Genomic DNA, 20,602 nt, shown 5'->3' on the forward strand with positions numbered 1-20,602 from the left:
ACGATCTGCACGACCTGATCAGCAACGGCCTGTGCCGTTGCTGATTTTTGCGTTTGTGCGGTTTTTTCGAGCCGTTAACAGCCCTCTATGAACTTTGCGTGACAGAAGTTCAGTCCCGTCCCTCGCCAACCGCCTAACCCTCATACGTGAGCCTGTCTTGCTCCCTGCGTGATAACAAAGAAGGAAGATCCCCGATGGTCCGCTGCAAATCGCCGGTTAACCTGAAAGCCCAAGAAACTGTGCTGCGCCTCAAGCCCCTGGCCCAGGCCATCGCCTTGTTGATGGTGGCGGGCAATGCCCATGCGGCCACGGCGTTCAGTTCCAGCTGGTTTGCCGATAAAGGTGCGACCCAGGCGGCGACGGCGGCGCGGATCAGTGCCGGGCAGGTGCAGGGGATTCCTTCGCTGAACCAGCAGGCGCGGGTCAACCAGCAGTTGGCGCGTTCCATCAGCACTTTGAACACCAGCGTCGCGGCGATTGCGGCACAGCAGGCAGCACAAGCGGCGGGGCGTCAGGCGGCGTTTGGCCAAGTCTCGACGATTCCAGACGGCCTCGGCAAAGGTGGCCTGCAGGTGGATAACAGCCTGACCCAGGGCTGGACCAACGCCAAGGGCCCGGTGCAGACCCAGGCCGGCGGCAAGACCACGGTGACCATCGAACAGACCGCCGACAAGGCCATCCTCAATTGGGAAACCTTCAACGTCGGGCGCAACACCAGCGTCGACTTCCAGCAGCAGTCGAGCTGGGCCGTGCTCAACCGCGTCAACGACCCGAATGCGCGCCCGAGCGAAATCCAGGGCCAGATCAACGGCGCCGGTACGGTGATGATCGTGAACCGCAACGGCGTGGTGTTCAGTGGCACCAGCCAGGTCAACGTGCGCAATCTGGTGGCGGCGGCGGCGAACATCACCGATGAGCAGTTCACCCAGCGCGGTATCTACGTGAACGCCACCGGCACCCAGCCGACCTTCACTGACGCGGCCGGCAAGGTCGAGGTGCAGCGCGGCGCATTGATCCAGACCCACAACCCCGCCACCTCCACCGACGCCGGCGGCTATGCCTTGCTGCTGGGCTCGGAAGTGGAAAACGCCGGTACCCTCACTACCGCCAAGGGCCAGACCACCCTGGCCGCCGGCGACAGCTTTTACATCCGCAAGGGTGTCGGCACCACCGGCAATGACCGCTCCACCACCCGTGGCAATGAAGTGGCCACCGGCCTCAAGGCCGGCAGCAGCGCAGGCAAGGTCAGCAACACGGGCCTGATCATGGCGTCCACCGGTGACATCACCCTGACCGGGCACCAGGTGCAGCAAAATGGCGTGGCCTTGGCCAGCACGTCGGTGGACACCCGTGGCACCATCCATTTGCTAAATTCCGCTACCGACACCACCGGCAGCGTGACCCTTGGGGAGGGCAGCACCACCGCGATCCTGCTCGACAGCAGCGGCAGCACCGCGCTCAACGGCCAGAAGGACAACGGCCTGATCAAGCTCGACGGCACGCCCGCCAACCTGATCACCGGCCAGTTCAACAACCTCAGCGCCGTGGCCGACCGCACCGACCAATCACGCATCGAGATCGTCAGCGGCGGCACGGTGGACTTCCAGAAAGGCTCGATCACCCTGGCTACCGGTGGGCAGGTCGCGGTCAGTGCCACCGGGCGCAGCCTGGTACGCGACGGGGCGATGATCGATGTCTCCGGGGCGGTCGGTGTCAAGGTGTCGATGGAATCCAACAACATCAAGATCAACGTACAGGGCAACGAGCAGCGCGACGCACCGGTCAACCGTGACGATGGGCAGTTGATCAATAACGATGTGTGGGTCGACCTGCGCGAGCTGGTGTTTGTGCCCGCAGGCACCAACGGCTATGCGACGGATCGCTGGTACACCGCTGGCGGCTTGCTGGAAGTGGGCGGCTACCTGGGCACCCAAGGCCACTCGGTGGGCGAGTGGATGGCCCAGGGCGGTACCGTGACGTTTACCGGCAAGGACGTGGTGACCCAGAAGGACGCGCAGATCAACCTGTCGGGCGGCACCGTGGATGTGCAGGCCGGCTATATCCAGCAGACCTGGCTCAAGGGCCCGGATGGGCGCTTGTATGAGCTGTCCAACGCGCCGGGCGACATTCTCTATTCCGGGTTCTACAAGGGGTATGAAGACACCAGCAAGCGCTGGGGCCAGACCGATTACTACTACAACCCGATGATCGCCAAGCAGCGTCGTTATGAGAGCGGTTACACGGTGGGCCGCGATGCCGGCAAGCTGGTGATCGGTACCACCAGTGCGGTGCTCGAGGGCCAGGTGATCAGTGACGTGTTCCAGGGCGATCGCCAGACCCAGGCGCCGAACATCAACCTCGACGGTTACCAGCAGTCGCAGAAGGCCATGGCCCAGCGCGCGCAATTGATCATTGGCGGCTACACGCCTATCTACAACAAGACCACCGGCACCCTGCGCTATGCCTTGGGCGCAAACGCGGACGAGGTGTTGATCGAGGGCGGTACGCAAAAAATCGCCGATGGCCTGGACCTCACCACCGCGCTGCCCGCGGACCGCCAGGGCAAGATGGTACTCGACAGCGACCAACTCAATGGCTATCAGTTGGGCGCGATCAAGGTCGCGGCCAAGCAGCAGGTCACCGTCAACGGAGCGCTCAAGGTGGCCGATGGCGGCGATATCACCCTGTTCGGGCCAAGGGTCGACATCAACGCCCACCTCACGGCCCACGGCGGCAGCCTCAACGCGGGCAATATCCTCAGCCAGGTCGACCCGCTTAAAGGCGGTGCGGTGGGCGACAGCATCCTCAACGGCAGCGGCACGCTGAACGTGGCCAGCGGGGTCACGCTGGATGCCACCGGGCGCTGGAACAATCTGCTGCTGGATCCGGCCAACAGCAGCGGCTTGGCCTATGTGAACGGCGGCAAGGTGTCGCTGCGCAGCACTGGCGGTGTGAACCTGGCGGCCGGCAGCGTGGTGGACACTTCCTCCGGTGGCACCCTCGGCTTGGATGGCAAGCTCAACGGTGGCAAGGGCGGCGACGTGACCTTGGCGTCTCTCGGTACCCTGGGTTTGGACGGCGAGATTCGCGGTTATGGCGTGAGCGGTGGCGGCACCCTGGCGTTGCAGGCGCGCAAAGTACAGATCGGCGACAGCGCCACGGCGCCCGATGTTGGCACCGTGCAACTGGCGGGGGATTTTTTCAACAAGGGCTTCTCGGCCTATGACATCACCGGCAATGAAGGGCTGCTGGTCACGGACGGTACCCAGGTCGACGTCACGACGCCGGTCTACCGTATTGGCGAGCAGACCTCGGCCGCTGCCACGGGCAGCGACCCGGCCACCGCCCTTGAACGCTGGACGCCGGCGCTGTACCAGGAAGACGCTGCCAAAGGCGTACTGACCCAGCGCCGTGGCGCCAGCCTGACCTTGACCGCCGGCAATCTGAATTCCACGGCGGCTGAACTGGCCACCACGGCCTTGAGCGTGGGGCAGGGCGCGGTGATCACTGTCGACCCAGGCCAGGCCATCAACCTGCGCAGCGTCGGCCAGTTGACCATGAACGGCAGCCTCAACGCCTGGGGCGGCAGCGTCAGCCTGGGCGGCCTGACGGCGACGGGCTCGGAAGCGGCCAACGCCGCCGGCCATAGCCGTTCGATCTGGGTGGGTGAAAACGCGCTGATCGACGTGGCGTCGCGTGCGGTCACGGCGGTGAGCAACCGTGGCAATGTCTACGGCCAGGTGCGCAATGGTGGCACCATCAGCATCGGCGGCGATATCAACCTGGCCACCGGCATCGCCAAGGCCAGTGACCTGTTTGTGGTGGTGCGCGACGGCGCGCGCCTGGACGCGTCCGGTGCCCAGGCGATGCTGGATGTTCCCGGCCAGGGCCGCGTGCCGATGGCCAGCAATGGCGGCAGCATCAGCTTTGCGTCGAACAACGGCCTGTACCTGGACGGCAGCTTTGTTGCCCGCGCGGGTGGCGCAGGTGCTGCGGGCGGTAGCCTGGCCCTGGCCCTGGAAAGCCCGTATTACCTCAAGGCCGGCGTCAACGACAGTGTGCTCAAGGTGCGTGAACTGGTGCTCAGCCAGACCCATCAAGCCAGCCCGACTTCCAGCCTCGAGTACGGCCATGGCCGCCTCGGCGTGGACCAGGTCAGCGCCGGCGGGTTTGACAACCTGGCGCTGCTCAGCAACGGCTTGCTGAGTTTCGACGGTGACGTGTCGTTGAACATGGGCCAGAGCCTGCGCCTGTACGGTGGCAGCTATAACCTCAGTGAAAACGCGGCGGCCAGTTCGCGGGTCAACCTGTCGGCGCCATACCTGCTGTTGGCCGGCATCCTCGCGCCGGCAGAATCCGGCAAGGAAGCCTATACCCGCGCGGTGCCGGTGTTGCCCAATCCCTCCGCGCTGGCCACCACGGCGCAGTTCAACGCCAACGCCAACCTGATCGACGTGCGTGGCAATGTGGTGTTCGGCAACAAGAGCTATCTGTTGCGGCCCGACAACAGCCAGGCCAGCCTCGAACGGCGGGGGTTTGATGATGTGCAACTGACCAGCCAGGGCGACTTGCGCTTCCTGGCGGGGGCGGGGGCAGATGTGATTGCCCAGGGCATCAGCACGCAATTAGTGACCAGTGGTGACATGACCCTGCGCGCGGCGCAGTTGTATCCGGCGACTGAGGTCGGCGCCCGGGTACTGGCGGGCTATCTGAATAATGCTGCCAGCAATGACACAGGCTTCAATTACGATCCGACACGCACCCTGACCATCGCACGCACCGCCAATAGCAATGCCGCCATGCCTTACTCGGCCTTTGGTCGTCTGCAATTGGGCGGGCCCACCATCAAGCAGGGCGGGGTGGTGCGTGCGCCACTGGGGCTGATCGAGATTGGCAACCTGGGCTCTACCAACGTGCAACTGCTGCCGGGCAGCCTCACTTCGGTGAGTGGCAAGGGCCTGGTATTGCCTTACGGCGGTACCGTGGATGGCCAGATCTACAAGTACAACGGCAAGACAGTGACGTTTATCGGCCAGGGTGGCGGCAACAGTGCGGGCAGCCTGAACGTTGGGGTGATTCTCGGTGGCCAGCAGTTGACGGTGCTGCCGCAGGCGACGGTGGATCTGTCCGGCGGTGGCGAACTGCTCGGCGCCGGATTTATTTCCGGGCGCGGGGGCTCTACCGATGCACGTTACAACCCATTGGTACAGTTCGGTGCGAACGGCGGGTTTGTACTGCCGGGTCTGAGCACCAACCCGATCTATGCGATTGTGCCGGGCGTGCAACCGGGCTATGCCCCGGTGGCGCCGGAAGGTGGCGCGGTCGATCCGTTGATCGGCCAGCAGATCACAATCGGCGCCGGCGTGCCGGGCCTGGCGGCCGGCACCTATACCCTGATGCCGTCCACCTATGCGTTGATGCCTGGGGCTTTCCGGCTCGAGATCAACGGCCTGGCCGGGTTGGGCACCGACGGTGTGACCCAGGCGTTGCGCAATGGCTCATGGGCCACGGCAGGGCGCTTGTCCATCGCCAATACCGGGATCAGCAACAGTACGGCCAGCCAGGTAATTCTCACGTCGGCCGATAGGTTGCGTCGTTACTCCCAATACAACGAAACCGGCTACGCACAGTTCGCCGTGGCCGACGCCACCAGGCTTGGTGTACCTCGGGCACTGCTGCCGGTGGATGCCAAGACCCTGCAACTGGCCCTGCGGCCAGGCGCAGGTGCGGATGCCTTTTCGTTCCAGGGGATCGGCCGCTTCGAGGCCGCTGACGGCGGTTACGGCGGTACCGTATCGCTGATAAACGAAGAAAAGGGCAGCTTGGGAAGGGACATCGAAATTGTCGCGGCAGGCAACGCGGCTACCGCCAATTTCAAAGGCATTACGGTGGATGCGGACAGCCTGAATGCAATGGGCGCGGCTCGCCTGCTGATCGGTGGAATGACCTATGTCACGTACGGCCAGGGTGGCAACTACATCAACCTCCCCAGCAGCATCATCAGTTCCATCATCCTGCGCGACGGCGCGAAACTGGCGGCACCGGAGGTATTACTGGTGACCTCCACCGGAAAAATTACGCTCGAACAAGGCGCCTCGATCAACACGATAGGCCAGGGCAAGGCCAGCTACGACGCACGTGACGGTTTTATCTACAACCTGAGCAATGTGCTGGCGGTGTCCAACGGTTTGCTCAACGTAATTGCCGCGCCGTCATTGGGTGGACTCATCAGTGGAGGCATCCAGTTAGGCGTGTGCGACAGCGCGCCCTGCAGCGGCCAGACAGCCCTGTATTCCGAAGGCAGCATCGTTACCTTGACCGACAGCACCCTGCAGATGGGCGATGAGGTGCGCTATGGCACTCGCCACCTGAACCTGGGCGTGTCCAGCATCAACGTCGGCAGCCCCGAAGCCTTGGCCGCTGCAGCCGCCAACAATCGCCTGCCGGTGGGCATGACCCTCAACCAGCAAGTGCTGGAGCGCCTGCTGCGCGGCGACACCCAATTCGGCGCCCCGGCCCTGGAAACTCTGCAACTGTCGGCGCGTGACAGCTTTAACTTCTACGGCACCACCACCCTGGACACTTATGACGCCGTGACCGGCAAGTCGTTGCTGAGCAACCTGATGCTGTCCACGCCGGCGATCTACGGCTCTGGCGGCTTGAACGACGTGGCGACTATCCACACCGCCAACCTGATCTGGCAAGGTGCCGTCGCGCCGCCTGTGGCGGCGGTGACCGGCGGTGCCGGCAGCGGCAGCGGGCGCCTGGACATCAATGCCGAGCGTATCGAATTCGGCTATGGGGATTTTGCCCAGCCGAGCACGACCAATACCTTCGACCGCCTCGCCCTGGGCTTTGCCAACGTCAACCTCAATGCCAGTGAGCGCATCACCGCCAACCACAAGGGCAGCCTCTCGGTGTACCAGAGCCAGGGCGCGTTTGATGCGATCAAGGGCTTTGCCTACAGCGGCGGCAACCTGAATATCCTCACGCCGCTGATGACCGGTGAGGCCGGTTCGGTCAACCGTATTACCGCTGGTGGTGCAATTGATGTGAGCGCTTCGCAGGGCACGGTGGGCAAGGTGGACGGTATCGGCGGCGAGTTGTCGTTGCAGGGCGACAGCCTGCGCCTGGCCAGTGCCGTGGTACTGCCCAGCGGCAAGGTGACCTTGGGTGCCCGTGGCGATGTGGTGCTGACCGACGTCGCATCGATTGATGTGGCAGGCCGTGCCATCCCCTTCAACGACCTGACCAAGTACAGCGCGGGAGGTGAAGTGCTGCTGGAAAGCCGCGCAGGTAATGTGCTGCAGGCGGCCGGTTCGACCATCGACCTGTCGGCGCAGCACAACCAGGCGGGCCGGTTGCGCGCAGTGGCCGTGGACGGCGCGGCGGGCATCGTCGACCTGTCGGGCAAAATCGTCGCCGGCAGCAGCGGTTACTACGATGCTGGCGGCACGCTGGTGCCGTACCTGGCCGGTTCGGTTGAAATCCAGGCCCAGCGGCTGGCTGCCAGTGGCACCCTGAGCGACCAGTTCGCCGCGCTCAACCAGCGCCTCAATCAGGGCCAGGTCTATGGTGCGCGCAGCTTCCAGCTCAAGCAGGGCGACCTGACCATCGGCAACGACGTCAAGGCCAACAACGTCAACGTCTCGATCGACAACGGCAGCCTGCGCGTGACCGGCCTGGTAGATGCCAGCGGTGAGCGCGTGGGCAGCATCAACCTGGCCGCGAAAAACGGCCTGACCCTCGACGGCAGCGCCGTGCTGGACGCCCATGGCACGCAATTACGCGTGGACAGCTACGGCAAGATCATCGACTCGCCCAACCGCGCCATCGTGGTCCTCAGCTCTGGCCAAGGCCAGTTGACCCTGGCCAATGGCGCGCGCATCGACCTGCGCCATGGCACCGAGGCCGCGACCGGCAATGACGGGCGCAACCGTGGCACGCTGGAGCTCAATGCGCCGCGCGTGGGCGGCGATGACATCGCCATTGACGCCAGTGGGCAGTTGACTATCCAAGGCGCGCGTTCGATCGCCCTCAATGGCATGAGAACCTACGACGATGCCCCGACCAAAACTGACGAAACCCCCAACGGGCGCCCCTACCAAGTTATTGATCAGGACTACCTCAAGAAAGTCGTCGATCCATCCAATAAGGATTTCATCAATGCCGCGCGCGTTAACAACAACTTGCTGCAAAAGCTCGCCGGCTTGAACAACGCCACCTACGGCGATGTTTTCCACCTGCGCCCCGGTGTGGAAATCATCAGCAAAACCCCGGACGGCGACCTGGTGGTGCAGGGCGATCTGGACCTCTCCAGCTATCGCTACGCCAGCCTCAAATCAACGGCCAAGACCGAGTCCGGCAGCCTGACCCTGCGCGCCGGTGGCGACCTGAATATCTATGGCAGCATCAACGACGGTTTTGCCGCGCCACCGCCCACCGACGATGACAATGGCTGGGGGCTGCGCGCCGGTATCGACTACACCGGCGGCACCGTGGTGGTACCGGGCAGCGGCGTGACCCTGGAGATGGGCACTGTGTTCCCTGCGGGCGCTGCGCTTAATTTCGATGTACTGACCAACCCCCTGTTTCTGCCGGCGGGCACCCGATTGCCCGTCGCGGCTACGCTCAAACAACCGTTGGTACTCCCGGCGGGTACGGTGTTGGCGGCGGCTGTTCGGGATGCCTCGGGCAATGTGCTGTTCGCGGCGGGCACGTTGCTGACTCAGAGCCAGACCCTCGCCATCGGCAGTGTCCTGGATGCCGGCAGCCTGTTGAGCACGTCAGCCAGTGTCGACGGCTTGATCTGGCCCAAGGGCGTGCCATTGGCCACCAAGGTGACGCTGACCGCCAGCCAAGCGCTGCCCCGGGGCGCCCTGTTGCCGTCGGGGACAGACGTGAAGCTGCCGGGCGGCGTGGAGTCGGTGACGTTGCGTGACGCCGGCCATCCAGGCAAGAACTGGGCAATTGCTCCCATGCTGGAGGAGGGTGCGCAGTCGTGGTCGATTCGCCTGGTTGCGGGGGCCGACACCGAGGCAGCCGACAGTCGCCTGCTGCAACCGCATCCGGTAAGCGGCAATCTGCGCTTGGCGGACAGTCACTATGGGACGTTCGGGAAAGGAACCCAGGTCTGGACCGAGGAGGGCTCTAAGGAGTGGTTCGGCGATGAAAGCATGGTGGGCCAACCGGTTGATTTCGACGCAATACAATACCCGGGTATATGTGACGATCTCCCGGACTACTGCGTTACCAGTGGTGAGGACTACACGCTGCTGGTGGGTGGCAGCACTCGCTTCAGCGTAATCCGCACCGGCGCTGCAGACCTTGACCTGCTGGCCGCCGGCAACCTGAGCATGGAGTCGCTGTTCGGGGTCTATACCGCGGGCAGTTCGTCCACCGGCACCTCGGCCAACGATCCTTATAACCTCAAGCGCGCCGTGGGCAGCAACAACAAGGTGCTGGGTAACGCGGGGGCAACGAGAAGCTGGTCGATGGGGGAACGGGCAGCCTGTACCGTGCCTGGTATCCGGACACTGGCGGCAACTTGCTGCTTAAAGTGGGCGGTAACCTGACGGGCAATATCACCAGCCCGGCGCAGAATGGCGTTGGTCGTCCGGTACCCAGCGACCAAGGCCAGGATTCCGCCAACGTCGGCAACTGGCTGTGGCGTCAGGGCAACGGCCTCAGTGGCAGCCAGGCGCAAGCCACCGCCTGGTGGATCAACTTTGGTTCCTACGTCGCCAGCGACCGCTCGGACCAGATGGTCGGGTTCACCGGGTTTGGCACCCTGGGAGGCGGCAACCTGAATGTTGATGTGGGTGGCGATGCAGGACTCATCAGCCCTGTCTCTTCAACAGCTCTGAACGTCAGTCGCCGTAGCCAAGGCCTGGTACTGGCAGTCGGCAGCACCGGTCGGGTCGGGGCCGATGGCAGTGTGCAACTGACGGGTGGCGGTGATCTGAACCTGCGGGTCGGCGGAGCGGTTAACCCCGCCAGCCAGACCTTCGCAGACCACCTCAATGGTGCGCTGGTGAACCTGCGTGGGCACGTGCAATTGACCGGTGGCGCCCTGGGCAGCCTGACGCTGCGTTATGGCAACCGGTTCACAGACCAGAGCCCCAGCGAAGTGCGCGCCTACGATCCTTTGCGTTCCACTTCGGCCATGGCCTCGGGTGGTTTGAGCCTATTGCCGGGCGACGCCACTTTCGGCCTGTCCACCCGTGGCGACCTGGTGTTGCAGGACGTCGCCGACCCTGGGCGCGCGCCGCAGATGAACGCCTTGACCTTCGTCAATAAGGGGGTCAACGGGATCGGACAAAGCTGGTTCAGCTTGTGGACCGACCGCACAGCAGTGGACCTGTTCTCTGCCGGGGGCAACCTCACGCCGCTGACCCAGACCCTGGAAACCGATATGGCGGCGGTCTATCCCGCGACATTGCGTGCGGTTGCGGCTAACGGCAGTCTCTATTACGGCAGCGCCTCGACCAGTAATCCTGGCACCGTGCAGCCGCTCAGGGCGTTGGTACTCGCACCTTCGTCCAATGGACAACTGGAATTGCTGGCCGGGGATTCGATCTCCGGCGGCGATCTGACGATCAGCCGCTCCAGTGCAGCACCCAATAGCCTGGCGACTATTCTGCGTCCGGCCTTCGCCGGTTTCCTGACGGATCAAAAAACGGCAATAGTGGGCAGTGGCAATCTTTCCAGCGATGGCAACATTGCAACCTTGACGGTTTCCCCGCTGTTTGCCTTTGGCCCCAACACCGCCAGCATGGCTTGGGGTGATGCCCTGGAGCCCGCGCGTTTCTATGCGCTGAACGGGGACCTGCTGGGCGTCAATAGTGGGCGCGCCCTCACGATCACGGGGGTGGGTGACGCTCGGTTCGGGCAAACCTTTTACGAAGGCGCAGGCCCGGTATGGATGCAAGCCGGACGCGATATTGTCGGCAGCGGCACGCGCTTGAGCGGTGCCAGCGCAGGTGTCACGGATACGGGGCAATACACCTTTACCGGCAACCTGTTCGTGCACAACAGCCCCACCGATATCTCCATCGCCAGCGCTGGCCGCGACATCCTCTACAGCAGCTTTAACGTTGCCGGCCCCGGTACCCTGGAACTGACGGCGGGGCGCAACATCCAGATGGAAGACAAAGTCGCGGTGAACAGCCTGGGTGCTGTGGCGGCGGGCGACAGCCGCCCTGGCGCAAGCATCGTCATGCAAGCCGGCATGGGCCCCAATGGCCCGGATTACCGCCGCTTCGTCGAGGCCTACCTGAACCCCGCCAACCTGGCGCAAGCGGGTGAATCCCTGCAAGGCGCCAAGGTGGCCAAGACTTACGAAAACGAGCTGGTTACCTGGCTCACCGAACGCTTCGGCTTCGCCGGCGACAGCGAACAGGCGCGGACCTACTACGCCGCACTGCCCGCCGAACAACAACGGATCTTCGCCCGCGACGTGTACTTTGCCGAACTCAAGGCCGCCGGCCGTGAGTACAACCAGGACGGCAGTGTGCGCCAGGGCAGCTATGTGCGTGGTCGTGCCGCGATTGCCCGGTTGTTCCCCGAGACCGACGTGGCCGGCAACCCGATCACCTACAAAGGCGACATCACGATGTTCGGCGGCGCGGGCGTGCACACCAACTTCGGTGGCTCGATCCAGATGCTCACGCCGGGTGGCCGCCAGACGTTCGGCATCGAAGGCGCCGCACCGCCGTCCACGGCTGGGGTGATCACCCAGGGCGCTGGAGATATCCAACTGTACTCCCTGGGCAGCATCCTGCTTGGCCAGAGCCGCATCATGACCACCTTCGGCGGCTCGATCATGGCCTGGACCAGCGAGGGCGACATCAACGCCGGTCGTGGCTCCAAGACCACCGTGGTGTACACGCCGCCCAAGCGCGTCTATGACAACTGGGGCAACGTGAGCCTGTCGCCGTCGGTACCGAGCACGGGGGCGGGGATCGCCACGCTCAACCCGATCCCGGAAGTGCCGGCGGGGGATATCGACCTGATCGCGCCGATGGGCACCATCGATGCGGGCGAGGCGGGGATTCGGGTGTCGGGTAACGTCAACATCGCCGCCCTGCGGGTGGTGAACGCGGCGAACATCCAGACCCAGGGCAAGTCGTCCGGGGTGCCGGTGTCGGCCACCGTCAACACCGGCGCCATGAGCTCGGCCAGCGCAGCGGGGGCGGCGGCGTCCCAGGCCGCAGAAGACGCGGCGCGCAGCCAGCAGGCGGCGGCCAAACAGGGCCGGCCGTCGATCATGACCGTGGAGGTGCTGAGCCTGGGCACCGAGCCGCTGTCGCGTGAACCGGAACCTCGGAAAACCTCGGGCTACAACCCCGACAGCCCGGTGCAGGTGCTGGGCGCGGGGCCGCTGAGTGAACAGGCGCGGGCTCGGTTGACGGATGAGGAGCGTAAGCAGATCAGTTTGTAGAACTTCAGAAGGACCTCTCGATGTACCGTTCGGGGCGATCAGTGATCGCCCCATTTTTTTGCGCAAGCAGAAGGGTGGCGAGCTTCTTATTAGCCGACCGGTATGGTGGGGGAGACTCGGTTAAAACTGTGGGTGCGACGATTCGACTTGCTCCCGATGGCGGCCTTTGGGTCGACCATTTGTTGGAGTTGGAATGAGTACATATCCGTTGCTGCGGTAACGGCTGCCTATGGTTCCGCTCTTACAGCGGGTCACTTTTGGCAAACGCCCCAAAAGTAACCAAAAGGTCTTGCCCCACCACTCGGTGCCTCGCCTAGGCTCGGCATGCCCGAACGCAGGCTTGAATCCGTGGGCCGCCGTCATGGGCCATCCCTGGCCCAGGACGGCTAACCCGGCGTCCTGCCGGGTTACCCACGGATTCAAACCTGCATTCGGCCAGCGTGGTTGACGGGGCGCCTAAGATCAAAATCAAAATCAAAAACAGAGCAATAGCAACAGCTCGCGATACAACAGGGGGGGTCAGCTCCATTCACACTGTTGTGTAGCCCCAACGGTCACCACGATGTGAGTTAGTGACAGCTTTGGCACCGGTAGGGATCTGGTGGGAAGAAGCTGGATTAAGCAGGACAACACGTGACAGGCCAGGTAATACGGGCCTTTACGAGTAGCCTAGTTTGCGACGGCTTTAAAAGTGATGCCAAATAGCTGCAAAACCAAAATCAGACTATTTTGAACGATGAGCCCACGCTTTGCGGGCTCTTTGGCATCGGTCATGCCGCGATTAAATCCAGCCGCCAGCCCACACCACACGACCAATGATTCGTAGATCATTCAGCCTGTCCTTGGGCACCACCATATCTTTGTAAGCCTTGTTCTCGCTGATGATATGGATTGACCCGTCAAACTGGCGTTGAAGTCTCTTTGCGTACAGATGGTCATCCAAGTGGATGACATAGACAGCCTCTCCCTCAAGGGAGTTGCGGCCATGGTCGATTAGAACTGTATCGCCGTCGTTCAACAATCCGAGCATAGAGTCACCGTCGACGCGGATTGCGGACAGCCTGGTCGGATCTAGACCCTTCTTGCGAAATGAGTACGCCGTAAAGGCGAGCTTGGTCAGCACTCTCGCCCCCTCGTTCCAAGAGCCGTGCCCACCGCTGCAATAGGCATCGTACAACGGCACATATACATACGTGCTCTCTTCGGAAGCTGCCGCCGTACCTCTATGTTTATCGCCGTCGCCTGATGCTAGCCATCCAATGTCAACGCCCACCGCCTTAGCTATCTCAACGCAGCGCGCCACCTTGGGCTCCCGCTGCCCGGTCAGGTAATACTCCAGAGTACGCCGAGGGATAGCCGTTAAGCGCGAAAGTTCGTCGCCGCTTCCGGCCATGTCGGCGCATTCTCTTATACGTGCTGCCAGATCTTCGCTCATTTCGCTTTCTCCCAGAGAGAAAGCGAAATCTCATAACAAACGAAAACGAAATTTCGCATTCGATTTAAACCCTTTAAAACCAATGACATAGCTACACCGCTTATTAAATTGCCGCTTCCGGCTTAGCGAAATGCCGTTTTTCGCTTTACCGCAAGGAACTAACCGGCTATGTTTATGCCGTAAGTGACGTTAGACACCCCAAAAAAACCACCCTGTCCGGTGGTTAAAAATGGATGTATGGCATGAACAAAACCGAAATCCCTCTGAACCCAACCCTACGTTGGGAATGGATCAAGTACCAGTTACGCGCTAAAGGCACTTCGCTGGCTAAGTTGGCGCGTGAGCTAAAAGTCTCAGACACCGCCGTAAAAAATGCGAAACGTACCGCATACCCGCGAATGGAAAGAGCTATAGCCAAGGCGCTTGGCCTTGAGCCAATCGACTTGTGGCCTGACCGGTGGAACCTCAACGGCACCCCATATCGGATCAGGTCACAACGTGCCGAGAAGAACGCAACTTGTAGCCATGAGCATAACCCAGCTTATGACCTTCGGCACCGTAAAAACGGCACGGAGGGATAAACATGCGCAAAGTCAAAGATGATCGAACTCTGGACATCTTCGCCGTTCCCCAGCCGGTTTTAGCTTTGCCCGGTAACGGTAATAACGCAATTCAGGTAAGTGAACTGATTAGCGAAATCCTCAAAGGTTCCGATTTAGACCGCTATGAGATAGCGGCTCGTATGTCTCGCCTTTCGGGAGATGAAGTAAGCAAGCACATGCTTGACGCTTGGTCGAGCCCTGCGCGTACAGATCACAATTTACCGTTCTATAGAGCGCCACTACTGGAGGAGGTTTGCAGCTGTCACGTACTTACCAACTGGCTTGCCCATCAACGCGGCGGACGGATTGCATATGGGCGTGATGCCTTAAATGCAGAGTTAGGCCGTCTTGAGCGTTTGCGTGATGATGCCGGTCGCAAAGCTCGGGAGCTCAAACGTGCTTTGGGTGGCCATCATGCGTAACTGGTATTCAGCGGGCGAACTGGCTGGGTTACCCGGTATGCCAGGAACTGAGCGCGCTATTCAATTGCGAGCTAAGCGTGAACGATGGGAAGGCCAACAACGCCTTGGCAGTAAAGCCATTGAGTACACACTTTCAGTACTGCCGAAAAACACCCAGGCCGCGCTGTTGACTGCATCGCTTGCAGAAGCCACCGACTTACACGCTGCAGTAGATTACGTAGTTACCACGGGACGTGACTTAGAAAAGCCGTCACGCTTGAACGATTCACAGTCTTCTGTGATGAGTGCCCGTCTTTCATTCGTGCGTGAAATCGAACGCATGAGCAAGGTCGTAAGCCAAAACCGCGCTATATCAACCTTGGTCGAACTGGCGAAAAGCGGCGAACTCAGCCCCTACCTGAATGACAGAGTCATCCGCGCCAACGACCGCAAAACAGAAGACCGCACGCTGTCGGAGCGCACGCTCAAACGCTGGTTGGCCGACTACCGCGCCCATGGAGAAATAGGCCTGGCCCCCGCCCGCCGTCAAAAAGACATGAGCGTTCCAACCTGGGCGGAGGAATTCCTCAAGCACTACCAGCGTCCGCAAAAGCCGAGTGTCGAGGCGGCATACGAGCAGTTCAAACAGGTACACCAGGGCATCCAGTCCAGCGTTTGCCCCAGTATTCATGCCGTGCGCCGCTGGCTGAAAAAACTCAGTCCGTCAGTCCGTGAGCGTGGCCGTATGGGGCCGCACGAACTGAATGCTCTAAAAGCGTATAACCGTCGCCAAGCCGACATGCTCTGGCCAAATGACGTATGGGTGGCCGACGGTCACACCTTTGACGCGGAAGTCATGAACCCACTGACAGGGCAAATCTTCCGCCCTGAAATCACCATGGTCATTGACTGGGGGACTCGACGCATCGTCGGCTTCTCGGTCAACTTGGCCGAGTCGACTTTGGCCACATTGGATACCTTGCGCGACGGTGTAAGTCGGTGCGGCATGTACAAAGTGTTCTACGTCGACAACGGCAGCGGCTTTGACAACGCTGTTGTCTACGAAGTAAACGACCGCCTGGGGGGCACCATTACGCACTCCCTGCCCTACAACTCTCAGGCGCGTGGCGTGATCGAGCGACCTCACAAAACCATCCTGGTCAGGCTCGCAAAAACCTTCGACAGCTACATCGGCGCCGACATGGATAAAGAGGCCGCCACCAAAACCCACAAACTCTCCCGCAAACAGCTTGCACTGGGCATGGCGCCAACGGTAGTGCCGGAATTTTCGGTGTTCTTTACTGCATTGCAACAAGCGCTCGACGACTATAACCGTCGCCCACATCGTGGGTTGCCGAGGTTTCGTGACCTCCAGACGATGCGTAAGCGCCATCAAAGCCCCATGGAAGCATGGAAAGCAGCAGAGGCCGAAGGCTGGGAGCCGTTGTTAGCGAGTGCCGACATCGTTGAAAGCCTGACCCGGCCTCAAGTTGAACGCACGGTCCACCGTTGCCAGGTGCAATGGAACAGCGGCACCTACTTTCTCAAAGACCTGGACGGTTTCCATGGGGAACAGGTCCGCGTCGCCTATGACTTCCGTGACGCTAGCCGTGTTTGGGTCCACTCCCTTGAGGGCGATCTGATCGGCGAAGCGCTGCTCGATGGCAACGCTAGCCCGGCCATGCCGAAAACTATGCTGGAAAAAGCCAGCGACAAACGCGAACGCGGCCAACTGAGCCGTCTGGTTAAAAAAGCCAAAACCATTACCGGGCAAGACGTCGAAATGCGCGTTATCCCCGGCCATTCAAGCCAGTACGACCTGTCACCTGAGCAACTCGCCGAGGCCCAGCGATTTGCCCAACTGTCGGCACCGCAGGCGCCGACCTTCGAACTACCAGGCGACCCCATCGCCCGCTACCGATTCTGGCAGCAACTCGACGCTCGCCTCACCAGCGGCGAATCACTGACGCCCGAAGAAAGCCAGTGGCATTCACGTTACCCGCAACACTCGGACTTCACGTCGATTCAGCAGATGTTTGCTTTCGCCGACCAAGCCCGCGCTTAACCCGAAACCTCCAGGAGTCGAATTATGAGTGTTAATAAAATCGTACCTTTGACCAACGTCGGACTCTTATCCGCTGCTATTTCCCGCACCCATAATCGCCCCCAAGGGTTACCTGGGCTTGTGGTCATGTACGGCGCAAGCGGCCTGGGCAAAAGCGTTGGTGCCGCTTTCGCTGCAAACCAGCATCGTGCGTATTACGTAGAATGCCGCGACACCTGGAGTAAGAAGGCTTTTCTTCAAGCTATCTTGCGCGAAATGGGCATCGTACCGGGTACCACTTTATCGGTGATGGTTGACCAGGTCTCTGAGCAATTATCCCGGAGCGGTCGCCCGCTGTTGATTGACGACGTGCAGTATTTGCTCGAAAAGGCCGTCGCCAATGTTTTGACCGACATCTACAACGCCAGTGAAGGCACCATCGTTCTGATCGGTGAAGAGCGCGTGCCCGCCAGTCTGGCCAAGTTGGAGCGCCTGCATAACAGAGTGCTGGAATGGGTGCCCGCGCAGCGCGCTACCCTCGACGATCTGCGTGCTTTGGCCCAGGCCAGCTATCCGAAGCTGCGTTTTTCCGACGATCTGCTAGAGGATCTGCGTGTCAAGGTCAGCGGATGCCTGCGCCGTGTTGCCGTCAACCTCTACAAGGTCTACAGCGAAACTCAAGCACAGGCCATCGACAGCATTGATCTTGCCGGATGGGGCACACGCGGCTGGTTTACCGGCGAAGCTCCGTCGCGGAGGGCCTGAGGGATGCCAAGGATCAGAGCCGATTTGGTGATGGTGGGCGGTAAGTCCCCTCGCCAATACATTTGGGAAGCTATCCGCGCTGTCAACGCAGGACCTAAAGCACTGACAATCTACACTGTTGCGCGCAAATCGAACCAAGACGATCAAGCCGTACGCGCCTATTTTCGAGATATGGAAAAGGCCGGGATTGTCAGCAAAATCCGCAACATCGACCGCCGCGATTCCGAATGGACGCTACTCAAAGATGAAGGCGTCGAAGCTCCACGGGTCAACCATCACGGCAAGCGTTCGACCCACGCAGGTGGTGTAGAAAACATCTGGCGGGCGTTGCGCATTCTTGGGGAGTTCACCGCCGCTGAGGCCGCAGCCGCAGCCAGTGTTAACGGTGTATCCATAAGTGAGTTCGGCGCTCATGTGTACTTGTCGGGCCTGGCAAAGGCTGGCTACGTGACTCGCACAGGCGGAACACCAGGCGTTAAAACGCGATTTTGTCTGGTGCGGTCGCGGTATAGCGGCCCCAAACACCCCATCTACCAGCGTGACTTCGACCAGGTCTACGACCCGAACTTAGATCAAGTGGTGTGGCGTAAGGCTGCCCAGGTCGTGACCGAATGAACCAGGTCAATCTCACCGCCTGGGGCCAGGACGCGCCGTTGTTCGTGCGCCTACTTGCCGCCGAAGTTGCCGCCACCAACAAGACCAAGGCCAGTCAGCGCATCGGCATGAGCCGTACAGCTGTCAGCCTGGTTCTATCCAACCGCTATTCATCACCCAGTACTGCTGGTGTTGAGCGGCGGGTAATGGAAACCCTGGGCCGCATTGAATGTGTCGCCCTCGACGACAACGTCACCAGCGATCAGTGCCAAAGCTATCGCGAAAAACCGGCACCGACCCATAACCCACAGGCTATGCAGCGGTGGCGTGCCTGCCAGCATTGCCCGATCAACCCCGACTGCTGCAACCAGGAGAATGCCCATGCTCGCCTCCACTAGTTGTACTCCATTGAAAGTCTTGACCCCGCGCCTGGCCGACCGCCTGCGGGTGTTCAATCAGTGCGCACGGACGTTGCAACAGATGGGCGTTCGCCTGCTACGCATTGAGCCTATGGAGAACAGCCTGACTATCGAACCTGCTGCCGGATTCAAGATTGTCGGCACTCAACCAGTCACCGGCTACCAACGGCACCCCAGCGCCGGTAGCACCCGTTACGTCGTGCAGTTCCAGGGCGTGACCCTGGAATGGCGCGAGCCCATCAGCGCCACCCGCCCAGAAGACTGGGCCCACAGCACCGTCCATTGAGGAACTGACAATGACCCAACAACAAACCATTCCCGAAGGCTACCGGGTTGACGCGCAAAAACGCCTGATCCCCGAAGCGATGATCAAGCCTATCGACTTGGAACGGGACGCCCTGGTACTCGCCTTGGTTGAGCAAGCCCGGAGCGCCAACTCGGTACTGGCAAAGTTTAAGGCTGCGGCGTTTGGCGATATTGAGGCGTTCGTGGAACTCAGTGCCGAGCAGTACGGGGCCCAGATCGGCGGCAAGAAGGGCAATGTCAGCCTGATCAGCTTTGACGGTCGTTACAAGATCATGCGTGCAGTCCAGGAAAGCATCGCCTTCGACGAGCGCTTACAGGCTGCAAGAGCGTTGATTGACGAATGCCTACGCGACTGGACCGCCGGGGCACGTCCCGAGGTAGTCACGCTGGTAAATGACGCCTTTCGTACTGACCAGAAAGGTGACATCCGCACCGCTCGGGTACTGGCGCTACGTCGCCTCGAAATCAAGGATGAACGCTGGCAGCGGGCGATGCAGGCTATTGGCGACGCGTGCCAGGTCATTGGCTCCAAGTCCTACATCCGCGTGTACCAGCGTGTCGGTGATACCGACCAATACGAAGCGATCAGCCTTGATATTGCGGGAGTTTAAAATGAAAAAGACCGTCACCGCTTATTGCTTCATTTCCGGCCACATCGATTTTGGGGGCTATGTCCCAGAAGGGGCATTTGGCTTGGCCGAGGGTGAGGACAAGACTGTCCGCCAGATCCTAGCGACCAATGCTGACTGGGATAAGACAACAATGTTTGTTCCTGGTGTACGCAACGCTCAGGGGCAACGCGAGGGCATTACCGCCATCGCGCAGTTCATACAGCTCTTAGGCGAAAACAATCAATCCGGCTTTCGTGCGCTGGGGGTCTGATCATGGAGCGCTATCACGATACCCGGAGCGATCCGCTGCCGATCCACTCGGCGCAACACGAGATCGAGCGCGCCAACCTTGAACGCCTGACAGCGGAGTTCGTGGTTCGTGGCGGCAAGATTCAAGAAGTCGGCCACAAGATGAGCAGCGCCCCGGCGACCTTCACCATCAACCCGGAGCGCTCCCCGGTCTATGCCCATCTATTTGCACCGACCGCCCCTGCGGTAAGCCCGGAGGTCGTCGTACCTAAAGAGCCCGAAGCCCCGCCAGTTGATGCCGACAAGCATGCGGGACTGATTATGGCTGATGCAGCCATGGGTAACTCCCCCAGGTGGATAGCCCGTAAGCACCACATGAGCGAGAAGTACGTGCGCCAAATTGCCCGCGATTACCACATCACATTTCACAAGCAACGCTGAGGAGACACCCATGGCTGAGTACACCATCACAATCAAAGATGACGATGACTTTGGCATCGCCGTAAATCTCTCTGGCCCGTCAGGCTTAGAAGGCCCAGCGGCACGCCTTGCTCTTGGGTTAGTAACCCTTGCACCGAGGCTCATTCGCGGAGCGCCTTGTGACTGCGAAAAATGCCGTGCCGCCCGTGAGCTTTCGGATGACAAACCTACGATTCACTGATGCGAAACCACCCGGCTTGCCGGGTTGGTCTGCCGGACGTGGTGGTCCGGCACTGATGAGCAGCCGAGGACAA

11 protein-coding genes, 1 other RNA gene and 1 pseudogene are annotated in these 20,602 nt (G+C 61.1%); 12 read left to right on the forward strand and 1 reads right to left on the reverse strand.

The window, feature by feature from the left end:
- Positions 1-194 precede the first annotated feature (194 nt).
- Positions 195-12,442, forward strand: a pseudogene (locus BLW22_RS10815) (filamentous haemagglutinin family protein).
- A gap of 781 nt (positions 12,443-13,223) precedes the next feature.
- On the opposite strand, the gene BLW22_RS10825 reads toward BLW22_RS10815, so the two are convergent.
- The gene (locus tag BLW22_RS10825; RefSeq protein ID WP_074846135.1) at positions 13,224-13,877 is read right to left on the reverse strand and encodes an XRE family transcriptional regulator; all 654 of its coding nucleotides are present in this window, start codon (positions 13,875-13,877) and stop codon (positions 13,224-13,226) included.
- Between the two features lie 242 nt (positions 13,878-14,119).
- On the opposite strand from BLW22_RS10825, the gene BLW22_RS10830 reads away from it, so the two are divergent.
- From BLW22_RS10830 to BLW22_RS10880, 11 genes are all read left to right on the forward strand, one after another.
- Positions 14,120-14,458 carry a helix-turn-helix domain-containing protein gene (locus BLW22_RS10830; protein ID WP_074846138.1) on the forward strand — a complete coding sequence of 113 codons (339 nt, stop codon included), beginning with the start codon at positions 14,120-14,122 and terminating at the stop codon, positions 14,456-14,458.
- Between the two features lie 2 nt (positions 14,459-14,460).
- Positions 14,461-14,901 carry a hypothetical protein gene (locus BLW22_RS10835; RefSeq protein WP_074846141.1) on the forward strand — a complete coding sequence of 147 codons (441 nt, stop codon included), beginning with the start codon at positions 14,461-14,463 and terminating at the stop codon, positions 14,899-14,901.
- The gene (locus BLW22_RS10840) at positions 14,894-16,945 is read left to right on the forward strand and encodes a Mu transposase C-terminal domain-containing protein (RefSeq protein WP_074848133.1); all 2,052 of its coding nucleotides are present in this window, start codon (positions 14,894-14,896) and stop codon (positions 16,943-16,945) included. The genes BLW22_RS10835 and BLW22_RS10840 overlap by 8 nt, the downstream gene beginning before the upstream one ends.
- Positions 16,946-16,969: 24 nt before the next feature.
- Complete coding sequence (locus tag BLW22_RS10845; RefSeq protein ID WP_074846143.1) at positions 16,970-17,689, forward strand: AAA family ATPase; 720 nt, start codon at positions 16,970-16,972, stop codon at positions 17,687-17,689.
- A 3-nt stretch (positions 17,690-17,692) separates the two neighbouring features.
- The gene (locus BLW22_RS10850) at positions 17,693-18,304 is read left to right on the forward strand and encodes a hypothetical protein (RefSeq protein ID WP_235865581.1); all 612 of its coding nucleotides are present in this window, start codon (positions 17,693-17,695) and stop codon (positions 18,302-18,304) included.
- Entirely contained in the window at positions 18,301-18,681 is a 381-nt protein-coding gene (locus tag BLW22_RS10855) for a hypothetical protein (protein ID WP_074846148.1), read from the forward strand. The genes BLW22_RS10850 and BLW22_RS10855 overlap by 4 nt, the downstream gene beginning before the upstream one ends.
- Positions 18,665-18,988 carry a hypothetical protein gene (locus tag BLW22_RS10860; protein ID WP_074846151.1) on the forward strand — a complete coding sequence of 108 codons (324 nt, stop codon included), beginning with the start codon at positions 18,665-18,667 and terminating at the stop codon, positions 18,986-18,988. The genes BLW22_RS10855 and BLW22_RS10860 overlap by 17 nt, the downstream gene beginning before the upstream one ends.
- Before the next feature lie 10 nt (positions 18,989-18,998).
- On the forward strand, positions 18,999-19,619 hold the full coding sequence (locus BLW22_RS10865) for a DUF3164 family protein (protein ID WP_074846154.1): 621 nt from the start codon (positions 18,999-19,001) through the stop codon (positions 19,617-19,619).
- A gap of 1 nt (position 19,620) precedes the next feature.
- Complete coding sequence (locus BLW22_RS10870; protein ID WP_074846157.1) at positions 19,621-19,890, forward strand: host nuclease inhibitor protein; 270 nt, start codon at positions 19,621-19,623, stop codon at positions 19,888-19,890.
- A gap of 2 nt (positions 19,891-19,892) precedes the next feature.
- On the forward strand, positions 19,893-20,309 hold the full coding sequence (locus tag BLW22_RS10875; RefSeq protein WP_074846160.1) for a hypothetical protein: 417 nt from the start codon (positions 19,893-19,895) through the stop codon (positions 20,307-20,309).
- Between the two features lie 219 nt (positions 20,310-20,528).
- Positions 20,529-20,598, forward strand: an RNA gene (locus tag BLW22_RS10880) — hammerhead ribozyme type II.
- Positions 20,599-20,602 lie beyond the last annotated feature (4 nt).

The sequence above is a fragment of the Pseudomonas marginalis genome, assembly GCF_900105325.1.
Lineage (GTDB): Bacteria > Pseudomonadota > Gammaproteobacteria > Pseudomonadales > Pseudomonadaceae > Aquipseudomonas > Aquipseudomonas marginalis.

Bases quoted from the DNA above. Each gene is read 5' to 3' on its own strand.
- BLW22_RS10865 (WP_074846154.1), top strand. From the start codon at position 18,999: ATGACCCAACAACAAACCATTCCCGAAGGCTACCGGGTTGACGCGCAA.
- BLW22_RS10840 (WP_074848133.1), top strand. From the start codon at position 14,894: ATGCGTAACTGGTATTCAGCGGGCGAACTGGCTGGGTTACCCGGTATG.
- BLW22_RS10830 (WP_074846138.1), top strand. From the start codon at position 14,120: ATGAACAAAACCGAAATCCCTCTGAACCCAACCCTACGTTGGGAATGG.
- BLW22_RS10860 (WP_074846151.1), top strand. From the start codon at position 18,665: ATGCTCGCCTCCACTAGTTGTACTCCATTGAAAGTCTTGACCCCGCGC.
- BLW22_RS10855 (WP_074846148.1), top strand. From the start codon at position 18,301: ATGAACCAGGTCAATCTCACCGCCTGGGGCCAGGACGCGCCGTTGTTC.
- BLW22_RS10875 (WP_074846160.1), top strand. From the start codon at position 19,893: ATGGAGCGCTATCACGATACCCGGAGCGATCCGCTGCCGATCCACTCG.
- BLW22_RS10870 (WP_074846157.1), top strand. From the start codon at position 19,621: ATGAAAAAGACCGTCACCGCTTATTGCTTCATTTCCGGCCACATCGAT.
- BLW22_RS10835 (WP_074846141.1), top strand. From the start codon at position 14,461: ATGCGCAAAGTCAAAGATGATCGAACTCTGGACATCTTCGCCGTTCCC.
- BLW22_RS10845 (WP_074846143.1), top strand. From the start codon at position 16,970: ATGAGTGTTAATAAAATCGTACCTTTGACCAACGTCGGACTCTTATCC.
- BLW22_RS10850 (WP_235865581.1), top strand. From the start codon at position 17,693: ATGCCAAGGATCAGAGCCGATTTGGTGATGGTGGGCGGTAAGTCCCCT.
- BLW22_RS10825 (WP_074846135.1), bottom strand. From the start codon at position 13,877: ATGAGCGAAGATCTGGCAGCACGTATAAGAGAATGCGCCGACATGGCC.